Origin of the sequence: Roseateles sp. L2-2 (assembly GCF_050613215.1) — a bacterium.
Lineage (GTDB): Bacteria > Pseudomonadota > Gammaproteobacteria > Burkholderiales > Burkholderiaceae_C > Roseateles > Roseateles noduli.
This window is the reverse complement of record NZ_CP192509.1, coordinates 5,498,668-5,514,378: the sequence shown is the minus strand read 5'-3', so window position 1 is coordinate 5,514,378 and position 15,711 is coordinate 5,498,668. Positions and strand designations below refer to the sequence as shown.

15 protein-coding genes are annotated in these 15,711 nt (G+C 68.4%); 6 read left to right on the top strand and 9 right to left on the bottom strand.

Translation table 11 applies throughout. The annotated features are described in order from the left end of the window. Positions 1-40 precede the first annotated feature (40 nt). Genes ACQZ13_RS24625 through ACQZ13_RS24615 form a run of 3 tightly spaced genes read left to right on the top strand, consistent with a single transcriptional unit; the run spans position 41 to position 4,863 of the window. Positions 41-865, top strand: coding sequence for an endo alpha-1,4 polygalactosaminidase (locus ACQZ13_RS24625; RefSeq protein WP_431048500.1), 825 nt, complete (start codon positions 41-43; stop codon positions 863-865). A 42-nt stretch (positions 866-907) separates the two neighbouring features. Further along, complete coding sequence (locus tag ACQZ13_RS24620; RefSeq protein WP_431048499.1) at positions 908-2,050, top strand: amidohydrolase family protein; 1,143 nt, start codon at positions 908-910, stop codon at positions 2,048-2,050. Next, the gene (locus tag ACQZ13_RS24615) at positions 2,047-4,863 is read left to right on the top strand and encodes an alpha-galactosidase (RefSeq protein WP_431048498.1); all 2,817 of its coding nucleotides are present in this window, start codon (positions 2,047-2,049) and stop codon (positions 4,861-4,863) included. The genes ACQZ13_RS24620 and ACQZ13_RS24615 overlap by 4 nt, the downstream gene beginning before the upstream one ends. A gap of 229 nt (positions 4,864-5,092) precedes the next feature. On the opposite strand, the gene ACQZ13_RS24610 is transcribed toward ACQZ13_RS24615, so the two are convergent. After that, positions 5,093-5,872 carry a CsgG/HfaB family protein gene (locus ACQZ13_RS24610; RefSeq protein WP_231993321.1) on the bottom strand — a complete coding sequence of 260 codons (780 nt, stop codon included), beginning with the start codon at positions 5,870-5,872 and terminating at the stop codon, positions 5,093-5,095. Positions 5,873-6,155: 283 nt separating this feature from the next. Between ACQZ13_RS24610 and ACQZ13_RS24605 the strand changes: the two genes are divergently transcribed. Next, positions 6,156-7,418: an MFS transporter gene (locus ACQZ13_RS24605; RefSeq protein WP_431048497.1), complete on the top strand. Its 1,263-nt coding sequence runs from the start codon at positions 6,156-6,158 to the stop codon at positions 7,416-7,418. Here the strand turns inward: ACQZ13_RS24605 and ACQZ13_RS24600 are convergent. The 5 genes from ACQZ13_RS24600 to ACQZ13_RS24580 form a co-directional block, all read right to left on the bottom strand. Next, a complete protein-coding gene (locus ACQZ13_RS24600; protein ID WP_431048496.1) occupies positions 7,372-8,256 on the bottom strand; it encodes a glycosyltransferase family 2 protein in 885 nt (294 codons plus the stop codon). The genes ACQZ13_RS24605 and ACQZ13_RS24600 overlap by 47 nt on opposite strands. A gap of 142 nt (positions 8,257-8,398) precedes the next feature. Beyond that, the gene (locus tag ACQZ13_RS24595; RefSeq protein ID WP_431048495.1) at positions 8,399-9,388 is read right to left on the bottom strand and encodes a glycosyltransferase family 2 protein; all 990 of its coding nucleotides are present in this window, start codon (positions 9,386-9,388) and stop codon (positions 8,399-8,401) included. 182 nt (positions 9,389-9,570) lie between these two features. Further along, positions 9,571-10,422, bottom strand: a complete 852-nt coding sequence (locus ACQZ13_RS24590) for a class I SAM-dependent methyltransferase (protein ID WP_431048494.1) — start codon at positions 10,420-10,422, stop codon at positions 9,571-9,573. Between the two features lie 46 nt (positions 10,423-10,468). Then, positions 10,469-11,017: a DUF2867 domain-containing protein gene (locus ACQZ13_RS24585; protein WP_431048492.1), complete on the bottom strand. Its 549-nt coding sequence runs from the start codon at positions 11,015-11,017 to the stop codon at positions 10,469-10,471. A 13-nt stretch (positions 11,018-11,030) separates the two neighbouring features. After that, positions 11,031-12,179: a carbohydrate-binding protein gene (locus ACQZ13_RS24580; protein WP_431048491.1), complete on the bottom strand. Its 1,149-nt coding sequence runs from the start codon at positions 12,177-12,179 to the stop codon at positions 11,031-11,033. Positions 12,180-12,470: 291 nt separating this feature from the next. On the opposite strand from ACQZ13_RS24580, the gene ACQZ13_RS24575 reads away from it, so the two are divergent. Then, positions 12,471-12,968 carry a DoxX family protein gene (locus ACQZ13_RS24575; RefSeq protein WP_431048490.1) on the top strand — a complete coding sequence of 166 codons (498 nt, stop codon included), beginning with the start codon at positions 12,471-12,473 and terminating at the stop codon, positions 12,966-12,968. Between the two features lie 20 nt (positions 12,969-12,988). After that, on the top strand, positions 12,989-13,381 hold the full coding sequence (locus tag ACQZ13_RS24570; protein WP_431048489.1) for a GFA family protein: 393 nt from the start codon (positions 12,989-12,991) through the stop codon (positions 13,379-13,381). 29 nt (positions 13,382-13,410) lie between these two features. Here the strand turns inward: ACQZ13_RS24570 and ACQZ13_RS24565 are convergent, their stop codons facing one another. The 3 genes from ACQZ13_RS24565 to ACQZ13_RS24555 all read right to left on the bottom strand — a co-directional run bounded on the left by ACQZ13_RS24565 (position 13,411) and on the right by ACQZ13_RS24555 (position 15,543). Continuing rightward, on the bottom strand, positions 13,411-13,842 hold the full coding sequence (locus ACQZ13_RS24565; RefSeq protein ID WP_431048488.1) for a hypothetical protein: 432 nt from the start codon (positions 13,840-13,842) through the stop codon (positions 13,411-13,413). A 17-nt stretch (positions 13,843-13,859) separates the two neighbouring features. After that, complete coding sequence (locus ACQZ13_RS24560) at positions 13,860-14,978, bottom strand: ABC transporter substrate-binding protein (protein ID WP_431048487.1); 1,119 nt, start codon at positions 14,976-14,978, stop codon at positions 13,860-13,862. A gap of 184 nt (positions 14,979-15,162) precedes the next feature. Further along, positions 15,163-15,543 (bottom strand): DUF1090 domain-containing protein, encoded by a 381-nt coding sequence (locus tag ACQZ13_RS24555; RefSeq protein WP_088406227.1) that lies wholly within the window; start codon positions 15,541-15,543, stop codon positions 15,163-15,165. Positions 15,544-15,711 lie beyond the last annotated feature (168 nt).

Here is a 15,711-nt window from a genome sequence, read left to right as displayed (position 1 = left end):
ACAAGCAGGCCGCGTTGCCGGCCGCATCCCAGGAGAACTCATGAAACGATCGCTGATCCGTTCGATGGCCACCGGCCTCGCCACCGCCGCCGCATTGGCGCTGGGTCTCACCGCCGCGACCGGCGCGCAAGCGCAGTCGTGGTGGAAGCCCGGCGTGAACACGACCTGGCAGTGGCAACTGACGGGCACGCTCAACACCGGCTACAACGTGGCCGTGTACGACATCGACCTCTTCGACACCACCGCGCAGACCATCGCCGGGCTGAAGGCGCAGGGCCGCAAGGTCGTCTGCTACTTCTCCGCCGGCAGCTCGGAGAACTGGCGCGCCGACTTCGGCAGCTTCAACGCCGCCGACATGGGCAAGGCGCTGGACGGCTGGGCCGGCGAGAAGTGGCTGGACACCCGCTCGGCCAACGTGCGCGCGGTGATGCTCAGCCGCCTCGACCTGGCGGTGTCCAAGGGCTGCGACGGCGTCGAGCCGGACAACGTCGACGGCTACACCAACGCGACCGGCTTCCCGCTGACGGCCGCGACGCAGCTCGACTACAACAAGTACCTCGCCAACGCCGCCCACGGCCGCGGCCTGGCCATCGCGCTGAAGAACGACGTCGACCAGCTGGCGCAGCTGGAGCCGTATTTCGACATGGCCGTCAACGAGCAGTGCAACCAGTACGACGAGTGCGGCGGCTACTCGGTGTTCACGAGCAAGAACAAGCCCGTGTTCAACGCGGAGTACGCCTCCAAGTACAAGAAGAACACCAACGGCGCGCGTGACAAGCTCTGCACGAAGATGACCGCCGCGAAGATCCGCACGCTGGTGCTGCCGCTGGACCTGGACGACGCCTACCGCTACAGCTGCAACTGACCTTCCTCCACTGCTTCCACAGTTGTTGATCCAATGACCCACATGACGAGAACTCCCGTCCGCGCCGCGCTGCCGGCCCTGCTGAGCGCCGCACTGACGGCCGTCGCGATGGCCGCCTCCTCCGGCGTCCTGGCGGCACCGACGTCCAAGGACAACGACGGAGACCGCTACACGATGGCGGACTTCGCGAAGGTCCCGAAGATCGATTCGCACGTGCATCTGCACAACGCCGATCCGGCGTTCATCGACGCCGCGCGCCAGCTCGGCTTCAAGGTGCTGACGATCAACGTCGACTACCCGGACTTCCCGCCGCTGGACGAGCAGCAGCAGGCGGCGATCGAGCTGCGCAAGGCGCGTCCGGCGGACGTGGCCTGGGCGGTGAGCTTCTCGTCGGACACCTCGGATCAACCGGGCTGGCTCGACGCGACGAAACAGCGCGTCGATGCCGGCCTGCGCGCCGGCGCGGTCGGCGTGAAGGTGTGGAAGAACATCGGCATGAGCCTGCGCGACAAGCAGGGCAAGCTCGTCATGATCGACGACGCGCGCTTCACGCCGCTGTTCACGTATTTCGAGGACAAGGGCATCACGATGCTCGGTCACCAGGGCGAGCCGCACAACTGCTGGCTGCCGCTGGACAAGATGACGGTCATCAACGACCGCGAATATTTCGCGCACCATCCGCAGTACCACATGGCGCTGCATCCGGAGATGCCGAGCTGGGAAGACCAGATGGCCGCGCGCGACCGCATGGTGGCGGCGCATCCGAAGCTGAAGTTCATCGGCATGCACATGGCCTCGCTGGAGCGCAACGTCGACGAGCTGGCCGCGTTCCTGGACCGCTTCCCGCTGGCCAAGGTCGACCTGGCCGCGCGCATCGGGCAGCTGCAGTACCAGAGCCAGCTGGACCGCGCCAAGGTGCGCGCCTTCATGATCAAGTACCAGGACCGTCTGATGTACGGCACCGACGTCTCGCAACCGCCGCAACAATCGGGGGCCGAGCTGCTGAAGGAAGTCGAGCCGGTGTGGCGCATGCACTGGCGCTACTTCAACACGGAGGAGTCGTTCAAGGTGTCCGATCTCAAGAAACCGGTGAAGGGCCTGGGCCTGCCCAAGGCCGTCGTCGACAAGCTGTACCACCTCAACGCCGAGCGGAGCTTCCCGACCGCCTGGAAGGCGGCTCAATGACCGGGCGCCGCGCGTTCCTCCAGTGGCTGGGGGCGGCTCCGGTCGCGACGATCACGCCGAAGCTGGCGCTGGCCGCGACAGTCGCCTCGCCCGGTGCGGCCGCGGCGGCGCGGTCGGCCGACCTCGGACGCGGCCACGTGCGGCTGCAGGACGAGCGGCTCTCGCTGCAATTCGATGAACGCATGCGCAGCCGGATCGTCCGGCTCGGCGGTGCGCGTCCGCTGGCGCTGACCGGCTTCGATGCGGGTGAGCAGCTCGTCATCGCGGAACTGAAACCCGTGGCGGCCGGTGCCGCGCTGCTCGGCGCGGAAGCGGCCGGCGCGCCCCCGGCGACGACGCCCCGGACGCTCGAACGCTTCGCGTTGACGAGCGCGGTGCCGAGCAGCGGTGCCACGCCGTTTGGCGCGGGACAACGCCTGACCCTCACCGGCAAGGCTGAAGGCGCCGCCGTCGAGAAGACGATGACGGTGACGCTGCTCGACGAGCATCCCGGCGTCGCGTTGATCGAGGTGGCTTTCATCAACCGCTCCGACAAGCCGTTGATGGTCCAGGGCTGGACCGTCGCGTCGCACCGCCTGCTGGCGGCGCCGCGACACGCGGGTGGGTGGTGGACCTATTCGGGCTCCACGCACACGGACCGGCGCGACTGGATGCAGCCGGTCAAGCGCGGCTTCGAGCAGCGCAACTTCCTCGGCATGGATTCGTCCGACTACGGCGGCGGCACGCCGCTCGTGGACGTGTGGCGGCGCGACCTCGGCGTCGCGGTCGGCCATCTGGACAAGCTGCCGCGTCTGGTCTCGTTGCCGGTGAAGGCGGTGGGTGAGCAGGTCGACATCGCACTGCGCGGCGACGAGCCGCGCACGCTCGCACCGGGCGAGACGCTGGCGCTGCCGCTGGCCTTCGTCGCGGTGCACGAGGGTGATTGCTTCGTGCCGCTGGACCGCTACCGGCGGCTGATGAATGCGCAGGGCCTGGCCGCGCCGGAGCCGCCGCGCAGCGCCCACGACGCGGTCTGGTGCGCGTGGGGCTACGAGCGCGACTTCTCGCTGGAGCGCGTGCGCGCCACGCTGCCGAAGGCGCAGGAGCTCGGCCTGAAGTGGGCGGTGCTCGACGATGGCTGGCAGCGCCAGACGGGCGACTGGTTCGACATCGATCTCAAGAAGTTCCCGCGCGGCGAGGAGGACATGAAGGCGCTGGTCGCCGACATCCATGCGCGCGGCATGAAGGCGCGACTGTGGATCGCGCCGCTGGCGGTGGCGCCGGGCAGCGACGAGCTGCATGAACACGCGGATCTGCTGCTGCTCGACCAGAACGGCGCGCCGCAGATGATCACGTGGTGGAACTGCCTCTACCTGTGCCCGGGCGCGAAGGGCACGCAGGAGCGCACCGCGGCGATGTTCCGCAAGATCATCCAGGAGTGGGGCTTCGACGGCGTCAAGGTCGACGGCCAGCACCTGAACGGCGTCGCGTCGTGCTTCAACCCGAAGCACCAGCACAAGAGGCCCGAGGACTCGTACGAGCACATGGCGGACTTCTACCGCGTGATGTTCGAGGCCTGCCACTCGGTGAATCCGGAAGCCGTGGTCGAGGTCTGCCCCTGCGGCACGAGCTACGCGTTCCACAACATGCCGTGGATCGACCAGGCGCCCGCGTCGGACCCGCTGTCGAGCTGGCAGGTGCGGCACAAGGGCAAGGCACTGAAGGCGCAGATGGGACGCTGGTCGGCGTATGCCGGCGATCACGTCGAGCTGTCGACCGGCGGCATGGACTTCGCGTCCGCGGTGGGCGTCGGCGGCGTGGTGTCGACCAAGTTCACGTGGCCGGAGGATCCGAAGCCGAAGGATTCTTTCCTGCTCACGCCCGAGCGCGAGACGCACTGGCGCAAGTGGATCACGGCGCACAACGCCAAGGGCCTGTCCGACGGCGCCTATCGCGGCGAGCTTTACGACATCGCGTTCGACAAGCCCGAGACGCACGTCGTCGAGAAGAACGGGGTGATGCACTACGCGTTCTACGCGCCGACTTTCGACGGCACGGTGACGCTGCGCGGGCTCGGCCCGGGCGTGTGGAGGATCCGAGATTTCGTGAACGGCACGGACCTGGGATCGGTCGACGCGGCGAAGCCGACGCTGAAGGTGAGCTTCAAGGAGAACCTGCTGATCGAGGCGGTGCTGACTTCGGCGATCGAGCGCCCCCTGGCGCGCGCCGCGCGGCTGCCGTCTCGGCTGATCGGACGCGACGGTTTCGCGCTGGCTTCGGCGTGGGAAGAGGCGCCGGCGCTGTTCTTCGCGCACGACTGGCGCGGTCGCCCGCTGACCGGCACGCAGTCGACGCGCGTGCAGCTGCTGCATGCGGACGGTGCGCTGCACCTGCGCTTCAACAGCCGCTACAACGCGCTGACGACGTATGAGCGCGAGGTCTCCGCGACGGACATCTGGCCGCTGTGGGAACGCGACGTGGTCGAGGTGTTCCTGCAGGCGCCGCAGGATGCGGGCACGGACCGCTACCGCGAGGTCGAGGTCTCGCCGAACGGCTTGACGATGGACCTGGAGGTGCGCGGGCAGGGCCGCAAGCGCTTCATCGGTGAGAGCCTGGCGCGTACGACGGTGGATGAATACCACCGCATGTGGACGGCCGAGCTTGTTGTGCCGATGCCGCGCAACGCGCAGTCGCTCGACGGCTGGCGGATCAACCTGTTCCGCATCGAAGGGAACAAGGAGTCGCGGCAGTTCAGCGCGTGGAATCCGACGGGGAGCGAGCGGCCAAACTTCCATGTGCCGGCCGCGTTTGGGCAGCTTCGGCTCGAGGCCTAGTCCGATCTGCCGACAGGGCCTCAGCACTGCCGCGGCCGCTGGCCCTCACCCCCACCCTCTCCCGCAAGCGGGAGAGGGAGCGAGAATGCACCGAGCCGGCCTGAAGGATCTCTCGCGCTTGCGAGCGTGGGCGCCCGACTTACTCCCTCTCCCGCTTGCGGGAGAGGGCAGGGGTGAGGGCCAGCGGCGGTTGAAGTACTGAAGCTTTCTCAGCGCCGTAGCGATCGACTCAAGCGCCCGCGGCCGCCTTCTTCGCGTCCCCGGCCTTCTTCATCGGCACCGGATCCGGCAGGTCCTTGGCCTGCAGCATGCGGGCCTGGACGACGAGCTGGTTGTGCGCGTCGAGGAACGCCGCGGCGATGACCTTGCCTTCATTGCTGTTGGCCCAGCCCGCGCCCGCGGCGCCGCCGAGCTTGCCCAGCACGAGCCCGCCCATGCCGAGGTCGGTGACGCGCACCGAGCCCGTCGCGGCGGCGACCTGTTCTGTCGTCTCGTTGTCGGTCAGCAGCAGCGCGACCTGCGCTTCCTTGAGCTTGATGTGCTCGGCCGCGCCGACGAACTTGTTGAGCACGGGAATCATCCCGAGGATGCCGCCGACCTGACGGCCCGCGTCCTGCTCGCTGAAGGTCAGGCTCGGGATCAGTGTGTACTGCGCTTCATAGCCCTTGCCCTTCTGCACGGTGCTGCCTTCCTTGCGCAGGATGCCGGAGTCCTTCAGCTCCTGCTCCCGGATCGTGGCCTTCAGGCCCGAATTCCGGTCGACCACGCGGAAGCAGCCGCTCTGCTGCGCGAGCAGCCGCACCAGCGGCAGCGGCGAATTCGGCAGGCCGTTGGGCGCGCTGATCGTGTAGCCGTTGGGGTTCTCCATCAGCGACAGCGTCGCGACCGGCGCATCGCACTTCATCAGTTCGCGGTTGGCCTTGTTGGCGCCGGCCGGGCCGGCGGAGCCGGTGATCTCCGAGCTGCCGTCGCCCAGCGTCGCGCCCTGCTTGCCGCACCCGGCGAGCATCGCCACGGCGACGCAAGCGGCGATCACGCCGCCCACGCGGGGCAGGGAAGGACCGATGGAGGCGAAGGAACGCGTGAGTGCCATGAGGGATCTCCTGAACGCAACGGCTGCGGGAACGGCCCGGACCTTATCGCAATTGCGGGCGAACCCGGCCCCCACCGATGGGTGTCTGCGTCGCTGAATGTCGCGTCCTGACGGCAGCTTTACGGGCGGTTACGAGGGGGAGGCGAGAATCCGCCCCTTCGGTCCCCCGCGACCGCACAAGATCCCCGAGGCCTTCCTCATGAACGACAAGTCCCCGAGCCGCGCCGTCGCGTGGCTGGTGTGCGCGCTGATCGCGGCGTCGCTGTACGGCAACTACTACGTCTACGACTCCATCGGCCCCGTCGCCGATGCGCTGCAGAGCCAGCGTGGTTTCAGCGACCAGCAGATCGGCCTGCTCAACGCGATCTACAGCCTGCCCAACGTCGTGCTGATCCTCGTCGGCGGCGTGCTCGTCGACCGCTTCGGCGCCGCGCGCATGACCGTGTGGACCGCCTCGATCTGCCTGCTCGGCGCGCTGCTGACCGCGCTCAGCCCGAACTTCGCCGGCATGGCCGCCGGGCGGCTGCTGTTCGGCATCGGCGCCGAGACCTTCGGCATCGCCACGCTGGCCGCGCTGGCGCAGTACTTCGTCGGCGGCAACGTGGCGTTCTCGATGGGACTGGCGCTGTCCATCGGCCGCCTGGGCTCGTTCTCCTCCGACATGTCGCCGACCTGGTTCCCCCATGCCTACGCGCAAGGCTGGCAACCGCCGCTGATGATCGCCGCGGCGATGGCGGCCGCCTCGTTCGCGGCGGCGCTGGCCTACTGGGCGATGGACCGACGTGTCGCCGCTTCCGCCAAGGGCGAGATCGAGCAGCAGGCGCAGCCCTTCGTCTGGCGCGACCTGCTGCACTTCGGCAAGGCCTACTGGTATCTGCTCACGCTGTGCGTGCTCTGGTACTCGGTGATCCTCGCGTTCCGCAGCACGTTCTCGATCAAGTACTTCCAGCATGCCCACGGCCTGGACCTGGCCGCCGCGGGCGCGATGAACAGCTATGTCTTCCTCGCCGCCGTCTTCGCAACGCCGGCCTTCGGCTGGCTGTGCGACCGCGTCGGTCGCTATGCGCCGTTCCTCGCGTTCGGCGCGGTGCTGCTGCCCATCGCGTTGGCGACGATGGCGTTGACGTCGACCAGCCTCTGGGTCGCCACGGCGCTGATCGGCGTGAGCTTCTCGCTGGTGCCCGCGGTGATGTGGCCGCTGGCCAGCAAGCTCGTGTCGCCGTCGCGCTTCGGCACCGCCATCGGCCTGATGTGGGTCGCGCAGAACGCCGGCATCGCCGGCGCCAATCTCGTCGCCGGCTGGCTCAACGACCGCGCCGGCGCCAGCGCGCAGAACCCCGCCGGGTATGAATCGATGATGCTGTTCTTCGGACTCGCCAGCGTCGGCGGCGCGGTGTTCGCGGTGATCCTGTGGCTCACGGCGGGGCGGAAGGCGCAAGAAGCGGGGGCGAATCCCGGCTGAGCTGGGCGATGCCATGGGGCGTCCACAGGAGGTGCTCCTCGCGCCCGCGTTCGCGCAGGCGCTTGTTCATCGCTCGTATTTCCGGCTGGTCGTAACCGCGCGGATGGTCGAGATGGAGCACCGGCGTGCGGTAGCGGATCCGTTTGCCGGTCACCCCGCTGCGATACAGGCGGTCGCCCATTTCCACGTCTTCCGCGCCATAACCCATGCGCTCATCAAAGCCGTTGACGCGCAGGATGTCCTCCAGCCAGCCTGAGGCGTTATGGCCGTTCCAGGTCAACGAGCAATGGACGATCCGGTCCAATACGCGACCCCAGCCCCTGCCGACGCCCAGGCGCCAGCTCCGTATCGTCCGCGGCAGGCCGTGTCCGTACAGCCAGGACAGGCTGAAGCACTGGCCTGACGCGATGGCTTCGGCGGAGACGGCCTGGCTCACCTGCATCGGCAGCTTGAAGTAGCCGCCGGACAGGAAGCGGCGCGCTTCGCGCAGACGCAGGTGGGTCGACACGAAGTCCGCGCGAGGGACGCAGTCGCCGTCGGTGACGATCACGTAGTCGGAACTCACCAGACGCAAGGCCGCGTTCAGGATGCGGCATTTGCGGAACCCGTCGTCGGGCTGCCAGACATGGCGGACGTAGACGGGGAGCTGCGGGCGCAACGCCTCGATGACCGCTCGCGTTTCGGGTCCCGAACCGTCGTCGGCCACGATGAGTTCGAAGTCGCTGCGATCCTGCGCTGCAAAGCCCAGCAGCGCGAGACGCAACCATGCGGGCTGGTTGTAGGTGGTGAACACGACGGAGGCCACCGGAGTGCCCGTCGATCGAGAAGGAATGGCCATGCCCCGCCGGCGGTGAATGACGAAGGGGACACAGTCGGCTCGCCGGGGCGAAACGTTCGATGGTGCCCGAACCGGCGCGCTGTGCCGGCACGGTGAGCTTGCGATTGCCGGAGGGCGATCGTCCAGCGACGTCCGGCGACGTTCAGCGCCTGAATTGATTGATCACTCGACGGCGCAGCGACTTGGCCAGCGTGAGGGCCACATCGCGGCGGCGCGGGCCGCGCGCGAGCAGACGGCCGAATCCCAGCAGGCCCGTCGTCAGGCTGCCGCGCGCGACGTTGGCATCGGCGTGGTGCAGGTGGCCGACGCGGCGACGCCGCGCGAGTTCCTCGCGATCGACGGGACCGCCGTGCGGGCACTCCAGACCGAAGCGCTCGACCAGCTGATCGCGCATGAGCTCGGTCGAGTTGCGTCGCGCCACCCGCTTGGAGAGCGAAGCCGCGCGCTGCCGGTACAGCACCAGCGGCATCGCGAGCTTGACCGCCGCGGTGAGCCTCGCGGCGCGAGTGAAGTACTCCCAGTCGTCCGTCTGGTGGTCGTCGCAACGGAACGGACCGAGGCGGTCCGCGAGCCGGCGTCGATACAGCACCGACGAGGGCAGCGCAAAGTTGGTCATGACCATCCGCGGATAGATCCAGCCGGTCAGACGCGGATCGGTCGAGCGCTCCGCGGCGCGCGCGAAGAAGTCGGGCGCGGCTTCGCCGTGCCACTCGCGGAACTCGGTGAAGCAGAGGTCCACCTCGGGGCGCTCCTCCAGCGCGGCCACCTGCAGCGCCAGCTTCTCCGGATGCCAGACGTCGTCCGCATCCAGCAGCGCGACGAATTCGGAACGGCTCATCGCCAGGCCCGCATTGCGCGTGGCGGACATGCCGCGGTTGTCGTGCCGGATCACGCGCACGCGCGGATCGCCGAAGGCCTTGGCGACCTCGGACGTGGCGTCGCTCGATCCGTCGTCGATGACGATGAGCTCGAAGTCGGTGAAGGTGCTGGCCAGGACGCTGCGGAGGGTCTCGCCCAGCTCCGCCGCGGCGTTGTACGCGGGGACGACGATGGACACGCGAGGGAACGGCGCCGCGATGGCAGGCGCATGCCCATCCGCGAGGGCGGTGCCCCCGAGTTCGATCGTCGTCATCTGGAATCCCTCCCGGCGCACTGGCCTGCTCCGCAGCTCTCCGGCCACGGGCGCGTCTGATCTCTTGTCCCCTGAATTATTTCGAGATCGGTCGCGTGGAATGTGCGCTCCCCCACACTCGGGTGGGTCGCGGAGTGCGCATTTGTGCGCAAAACGCGCCTGGGCGCGCAGGCCGCCAGGCCTCAGGGTTCCAGCACGTAGAGGGACGACATCGTCGCCAGTTGTTCCGGCGTCATGGTCGCGTAACGACGCTGTAAAGGCAGCGATTTCGCCAGCTGCCGGGTGGGCTCGTGGACCTTGTCCTGCTCCAGCGTCAGGCGGTAGCCGGCCGCCGCGAAGAGCGGCGGGTACTCGTGGTGCCGCAGCCGGTTCTCGCCCTCGCGCGTCAGGCGATTGACCCACGCATGTTTGCGCTCGGGCCAGGTCAGGAAGTTGATCTTGCTGATCGACTTGTCCGCATGCTCCAGGTGGTCCGAGTGATCCACCAGATGCACCATGCGACCGCGCGCGGAGAGCTTGGGACGCAGGGACTTGAGCAGCTGCACCAGCACGTCCGGCGGGATGTGCTCCAGCACGGTCCGCGAGGTCACGAGGTCGATCGATCCATCCGCCAGCGCGTTCACGTCGAAAGGCGCGAGGTAGGTGAGCGGGAGGTCCTTGCGCGACCGGATCTCGCGCAGGCGCTGGTTGGCGGGATCCACCCGCCGCAGGAAGTCCAGCGTCGCGGCGAAGCTGACATCGTCCAGATGCGCGTTGAGGTCGGACATGTAGACGTGTTTCGCACCCTGCAGGCACTGCAGGATCGGAATGGTCGGGAACCAGCCCGTGCCGATCTCCAGCACCGTGGCCCCCTCGATCGAGCCGCCCGTGTGCGACAGCGCCGCCCGCATCTGCGACCAGTTCTTGAGCGTGTCGCTGAGGTTGTCCGGATCGGGCCGGTAGCCCACGAGCCTGCGCTTCGTGACCCGCAGAAGCCGACCGAACGGCAGCCGCGTGAGGATGGCCTGTCGGCCCACCTTCCATCGCCAGTCCATCTTGCCCCCGCTTCCGCTGGTCCGATGACGGACTGATTCTGACGGATCAGGCGCCGGAATCCGCGGCGGGCCGTCCGAAGCGCTTCGCCGCGGCTTTCAGATGCGAGCGCACGACCAGCACGTGCCCCGGCAGGATCAGCGCGAGATAGAAGCGTCCGAGCCGGTTGTGGCAGTTCACGACGGTGGTCGCGATCGCTTCGCGACGTGTCGATCCGGCGCTCGGGCCGTCGACGCGGCGGATGAGGATGGAGAGCTTGAAATCGAGGTGCTGGTCCTGCTCGCCGAAGATCGCTTCGTCGCGGGTCGAGGACAGCACGCGGAAGATGTCGACGTGCTCGACGCCGATCTCGTCGAGGTGATGTCGCATCGCGGCCGAGGTCTTCAGCCCGAGCGGCTTCACCGCCGCATCGCGGATCGCGAGCAGCGCGCGGAACCACCACGGCGGATCCGCGAGCGTCGCACGCGCCAACGCCATCGCGTCGTCGGGCGCGTTGTCCGAGAGCGCGATGGCGAAGGCGTCGGCGAGATTCGCGCCGGCGTAGCTCGGCGCGAGTCGGCTGTCGGTCGGTGGATCAACGCGGCGGACGGGAGACATCCGCCGCATTGCATCACGACTTCGTGATCTTCACGGAGCGCAGGTTCCAGCCCGGACCGTTGGCCTTCACGGCGATCTGCTGCTGGCCGGCCGGCAGCGTCACGCGGTGCGAGATCGTCGTCCAGTTCTGCCATCCGCCGGTCGACGGCACGTTCAGCGCGCCGTACACCGGGGCGCCGCCGGCCATCTCCAGCTGCAGGGCGCCGCCGCCGTTCAGGCTGGCGACGCGGTACTCGACCGTGTAGGTCCCGCCCTGCGGCAGGTTGAGGTTCCACACCGCCCAGTCGCCGGTCTCGATCCAGCCGAGGTTCTGGCCGCCTTCCGTCGACGCTTCGAGCTGCATGCCCGACTGCAGCGCGAAGTTGGCCGCCTGCAGCGTCGTCGAGAACGCCGTGCCCGCGTCCTTCTTGTAGACGCGCACGTAGTCCACGTACATCTTCGCGGGCAGCTTGCTCTCGTCGATGTTCCATTGCGGCCAGTTGCCGCCCACCGCCAGGTTCAGCAGCAGGAAGAAGTCGCGATGGAATTCCTCGGTGCTGTTGACGCTGTTGGTGATGTCGGCGACGTGGAACTGGCGGCCGTCGACGAACCAGCGGATCGCCTTCTCATCCCACTCCACGGCGTAGATGTGATAGTCCGCGACGTTGTTGGCCGTGTGGCCGCCGTAGGACGCGTGGCCGCCGTCCGGGCCCTGCCAATGGATGGTGCCGTGGATGTCCGAATCGGCATTCACGTGTTCCATGATGTCGATCTCGCCCGACGCGGGCCAGCCGACGGAGGTGATGTTGCTGCCCAGCATCCAGAACGCGGGCCACATGCCCGAGCTCGACGGGGCCTTGATGCGCGCCTCGATGCGGCCGTACTTGAACTGGGCCAGGCCTTGCGTGGTCATGCGCGCCGACGTGTAGCGCATGCCGCCGAAGTCCTCGCGCTTGGCGGTGATGACGAGCTGGCCGTTCTCGATGGTCGCGTTCTCGCGCCGGTAGTACTGCAGCTCGTTGTTGCCCCAGCCGCCCGAGCCGGTGCCGGTCTCGAAACGCCATTGCGGGCCGATGCCGTTGGTGAACTCGTCCTGCCAGACGAGTTGCCAGTTCTGTGCCTGCGCCGCGACGCCCGTCAGGGCGAGCGCGACCGCGGCGAGTGATCGAATCCAGCGTGTCATGGGATCTCCTCTGAGTCAGTGGTGTGGAAAGGGAGGCGCACCACTATGTGAAAGCGCTTTCACCAAGTCTTCCGGGAATACCCTCGGAACTTCGCTTCGTTGGAAACAAGCGGTTGTGCGGCGCGTCGGCGAAGGCGCGGAGGTATCGCCGTGTTGCGGACGTGACCGGTCTGCGACGACTCGGGGCGGGCATTGTTGGGCTGCGTTGAATTCACATGCTCGCGCGCGCTGATCGACCCGCGAGCCGCGGATCCGAAGAATGCAGCCGACCTGCAACTCGAAAGTTCACCGATGGCCACAGCCTCCTTTCCGGTCTCCCGACGGGCGACGTCGCCGCGCGGCCTGGCGGCGCGCCTCGAACCGGCGGCCTACGCGCTGCTGCGCTTCGCCTTCGGCGCCATCCTGTTCACGCACGGCCTGCCGAAGGCGCTCGGGACTTCGCACGGCTCGATGGCGGATCCGATGGCGGGCTCGATCCGGCTCATCGACCAGGTGATGGGGTTGCCCTTCGCGCCACAGCTGGCGGTCCTCGTCATGCTGCTGGAGACGGTCGGCGCGGTGGCGCTGGCCATCGGCTTGTGCACGCGCTGGGTGGCGCTCGCGTTCGCGCTGGAGATGATCGGCATCTGCGTCGCGCTCGGCCCGACCTGGCCGTGGATCGACCGGGGCATCGAGTACCCCGTGCTGATGGCCGTGCTGGCGGCCTACGTCGTGGTGCGCGGCGGCGGGGCGTATGCGGTGGATGGACGGCTGCCGTGGGCGGCGGCGCGGGCGTGGCAAGATGGCTGAAACCCCGCGAGGATTTCCCCATGACGCAACGCCTGGCTTCCTGCAGCTGCGGCCGGCTCACGGCCCAGGTCGTGGGCGAGCCCGTCCGCATCTCCATCTGCCACTGCCTGAACTGCCAGCGCAGGACGGGCGGCCCCTTCGCCGAGCAGGCCCGCTTCCGTCGTCAAGACGTGGCCCCGTCCGGCGTGTCGTCGACCTACACGATCACCGGCGACGAAGGTACGAACGCCACGTTCCACTTCTGCCCGACCTGCGGGGCGACGGTCTACTACGAGATGGACGCGATGCCCGACTTCCTCGCGATCCCCGTCGGCGCGTTCGCGGATCCGGGCTTCCCGGCGCCGAGCGTCTCGGTCTACGAGAGCCGGAAACACGGATGGGTCGTTCCGCCGCCGGACGCGGAGCATTACTGACGAACCGGGCCTGACGCCCGGTCAAGCGCTCAGGCGGGTGCCTGTTCGGGCGCCTTCGCCCAGGGCTGGAGGTTCGTCTGGAGCCTGTCCCAATCCTCGGGGCTGTAGCGCTCCCGGGTGAGGGTGGCGACATGCGCCTTCGCCTCGCCGCGCCACTTGAGCAGGATGACCTTGGGACGCAGTTCCAGGATGAGGATGTCCTCGCGTCGGATGACGGCGCTGAGTTCGCGGCGGGTCAAGGTCAGCGAGTCCTGCGCGATGTCCACGTCGTTCCAGTGCAGGCGTTCCACCACCACCGTGAGGGTCACCATGACCGCGCCGAAGGCCAGGGCCACGAGGACCAGGGCCGACGGGTGCTTCCAGCCGCCGAAGACGGCCCAGAGACCGACGCACGCGAGCAGACGGAAAGCCTGGCCTTTCCACTTGCGGCCCTTGGCCTGCGCCGAGATGCGGAGCGTCACGTCTTGCCGCGCCGCGTTCAGCGCACCAGCTTGCCACCCGCGCCGAGCACGGCGAAGTCGACGTAGCGCGAGGTCGGGCCCTTGCCGAAGGTCAGGCGGTGGCCGCCGACGTCGGTCTCGAAGCCGCGGTCCAGCGTTTCCGTCAGGCCGACGGGGCCGGGCGCGGCCGTGCGTTCCAGCGCCTTCACGAGCGCGCGTGCGGCGATGAAGCCTTCGAGCGAGCGCGAGGACAGGTCCGGATCCTTGGCGTTGCCGCGCAGACGCTGGTAGTCGCGCACGAGTTCGCGGTCGGCGCGGTCGTCGGTCGGCAGCACCAGCGAGAACGCGAAGCCGCGGGCGCGGTCCGCGCCCAGCTTCGCGAGCAGCGCCTGCACGTCGATGATGGACATGCCGTACAGGGCGGCATGTCCGCCCGCGGTCTGGTACTTGTCGGTGAACTCGATGGCGGCCGCGGTGGTCGCGGCGAGGAAGATGACGTCGGGCGACTGCTTGATCATGTCGGCCACCGCCTTGCCGACCTCGGTGGTGTTGCGGGCGTAGCCCGACTGCGCGACCAGCGTCAGGCCGTAGGTCTTGGCCGAGGCCTGCGCGCCGGCGAGGGCATCGCGGCCCAGGCCGTCGTCCTGGTAGACGACCGCGACCTTGGTCCGGCCCATCTCGCCGAGCTGCTTGAAGAGGCGGTCCACCTCCTCGCGGTAGCTGGCCTTGACCGGGTACATGTTGCGCGCGGTGATCACGCTGTTGGCGCCGGAGACGGCGCCCACCATGGACACGCGGGTCTTCTCCAGCACGCCGTCCTGCTTGAGCGCTTCCAGGTTGGAGGTGCCGACGGTGCCGATCAGGGCGGTGGGCGCGTCGCTGGCGATCAGTTCCCTGACCAGGCGGACGGTCTCCTCGGGCTTCTGGGCGTCGTCGCGGGTGACGAGCTTGATCTTCTGACCCTTGACGCCGCCGCGGGCGTTGACGTCGTCGATCCACAGCTTGGCGCCGGCGCGGATCGCCTTGCCGGTGACGGCCTGCGGTCCGGTGAAGGGAGCCACCTGGCCGATGACGATGTCGGCATGTGCCGTCGAGGCGGCCGCGAGGCACAGGAGGGTGATCAGGCGGCGGGCGCGGCGGGCGATGGCGAGGGTCATGGTGAGTACGGCAGCTGGCGTGCGGGGACGGGCCATTGTGATCAATGGGATGATGGTTGCGGTAGCAGATGGGCGACTGGGGGAGCGCCGGACGGGCGTTCCGACAAGCGGCGCGATTGGCCGGAAAGAAGGTCCCCGTGGTGTAGACGCGCTACCTCTTTTGGGGCGCCGCCGCCCCACCGTGCTACTGCGGAAGCGGCTTCTGCGCCTCGGCCAGGGCCTCGCGGGCTGCGTCGAGCTGCTTCTGTTCCTTCGCGATCTTCTTCGGATCGCCCTTCGCCTGGGCGGTCGCGAGGTCGGCCTCCCGGCGGGTCACCTTCTTGGTCGCGGCGGCGATGTCGCGCTCCCGATCGGCTGCGAGCGAAGCGTCGGTGCAATGGCGCTTGTTGGCGGCCAGCGCCGACTTCAGGCCGGCGAGCTGTCGGCGATTGCCCTTGGCGGTGGCTTCGGAGATCTGGGATTCGATGCTGGCCCGCTTGGCCGCGCAGGCGGGCGAGGGCGCGTCGGCGGCGTGGACCGCCGTTGAACACGCGAAAGCGAGGAACGAGGCGACCAGAACCTTCATGACGAACCCTTGAAGCAGTGGTCGGGAAAGTCTAGATCAGGGCAGGCGACCAACGGAACGATTACATGCGGGTACGGCTCTAGCATCGGCGCATGACGCAAGCACCTTCCCGTCGCCACCTCCTTGGTGTAGCTCTCGCCGCGCCGACCGCGGTCATGGCCGCAACAG

Excerpts from the sequence above, each read along its gene's own strand:
- ACQZ13_RS24625 (WP_431048500.1), top strand. The coding sequence starts at position 41 with ATGAAACGATCGCTGATCCGTTCGATGGCCACCGGCCTCGCCACCGCC.
- ACQZ13_RS24620 (WP_431048499.1), top strand. The coding sequence starts at position 908 with ATGACGAGAACTCCCGTCCGCGCCGCGCTGCCGGCCCTGCTGAGCGCC.
- ACQZ13_RS24615 (WP_431048498.1), top strand. The coding sequence starts at position 2,047 with ATGACCGGGCGCCGCGCGTTCCTCCAGTGGCTGGGGGCGGCTCCGGTC.
- ACQZ13_RS24610 (WP_231993321.1), bottom strand. The coding sequence starts at position 5,872 with ATGCTCGCCGGGTGCGGCAAGCAGGGCGCGACGCTGGGCGACGGCAGC.
- ACQZ13_RS24605 (WP_431048497.1), top strand. The coding sequence starts at position 6,156 with ATGAACGACAAGTCCCCGAGCCGCGCCGTCGCGTGGCTGGTGTGCGCG.
- ACQZ13_RS24600 (WP_431048496.1), bottom strand. The coding sequence starts at position 8,256 with ATGGCCATTCCTTCTCGATCGACGGGCACTCCGGTGGCCTCCGTCGTG.
- ACQZ13_RS24595 (WP_431048495.1), bottom strand. The coding sequence starts at position 9,388 with ATGACGACGATCGAACTCGGGGGCACCGCCCTCGCGGATGGGCATGCG.
- ACQZ13_RS24590 (WP_431048494.1), bottom strand. The coding sequence starts at position 10,422 with ATGGACTGGCGATGGAAGGTGGGCCGACAGGCCATCCTCACGCGGCTG.
- ACQZ13_RS24585 (WP_431048492.1), bottom strand. The coding sequence starts at position 11,017 with ATGTCTCCCGTCCGCCGCGTTGATCCACCGACCGACAGCCGACTCGCG.
- ACQZ13_RS24580 (WP_431048491.1), bottom strand. The coding sequence starts at position 12,179 with ATGACACGCTGGATTCGATCACTCGCCGCGGTCGCGCTCGCCCTGACG.
- ACQZ13_RS24575 (WP_431048490.1), top strand. The coding sequence starts at position 12,471 with ATGGCCACAGCCTCCTTTCCGGTCTCCCGACGGGCGACGTCGCCGCGC.
- ACQZ13_RS24570 (WP_431048489.1), top strand. The coding sequence starts at position 12,989 with ATGACGCAACGCCTGGCTTCCTGCAGCTGCGGCCGGCTCACGGCCCAG.
- ACQZ13_RS24560 (WP_431048487.1), bottom strand. The coding sequence starts at position 14,978 with ATGACCCTCGCCATCGCCCGCCGCGCCCGCCGCCTGATCACCCTCCTG.
- ACQZ13_RS24555 (WP_088406227.1), bottom strand. The coding sequence starts at position 15,543 with ATGAAGGTTCTGGTCGCCTCGTTCCTCGCTTTCGCGTGTTCAACGGCG.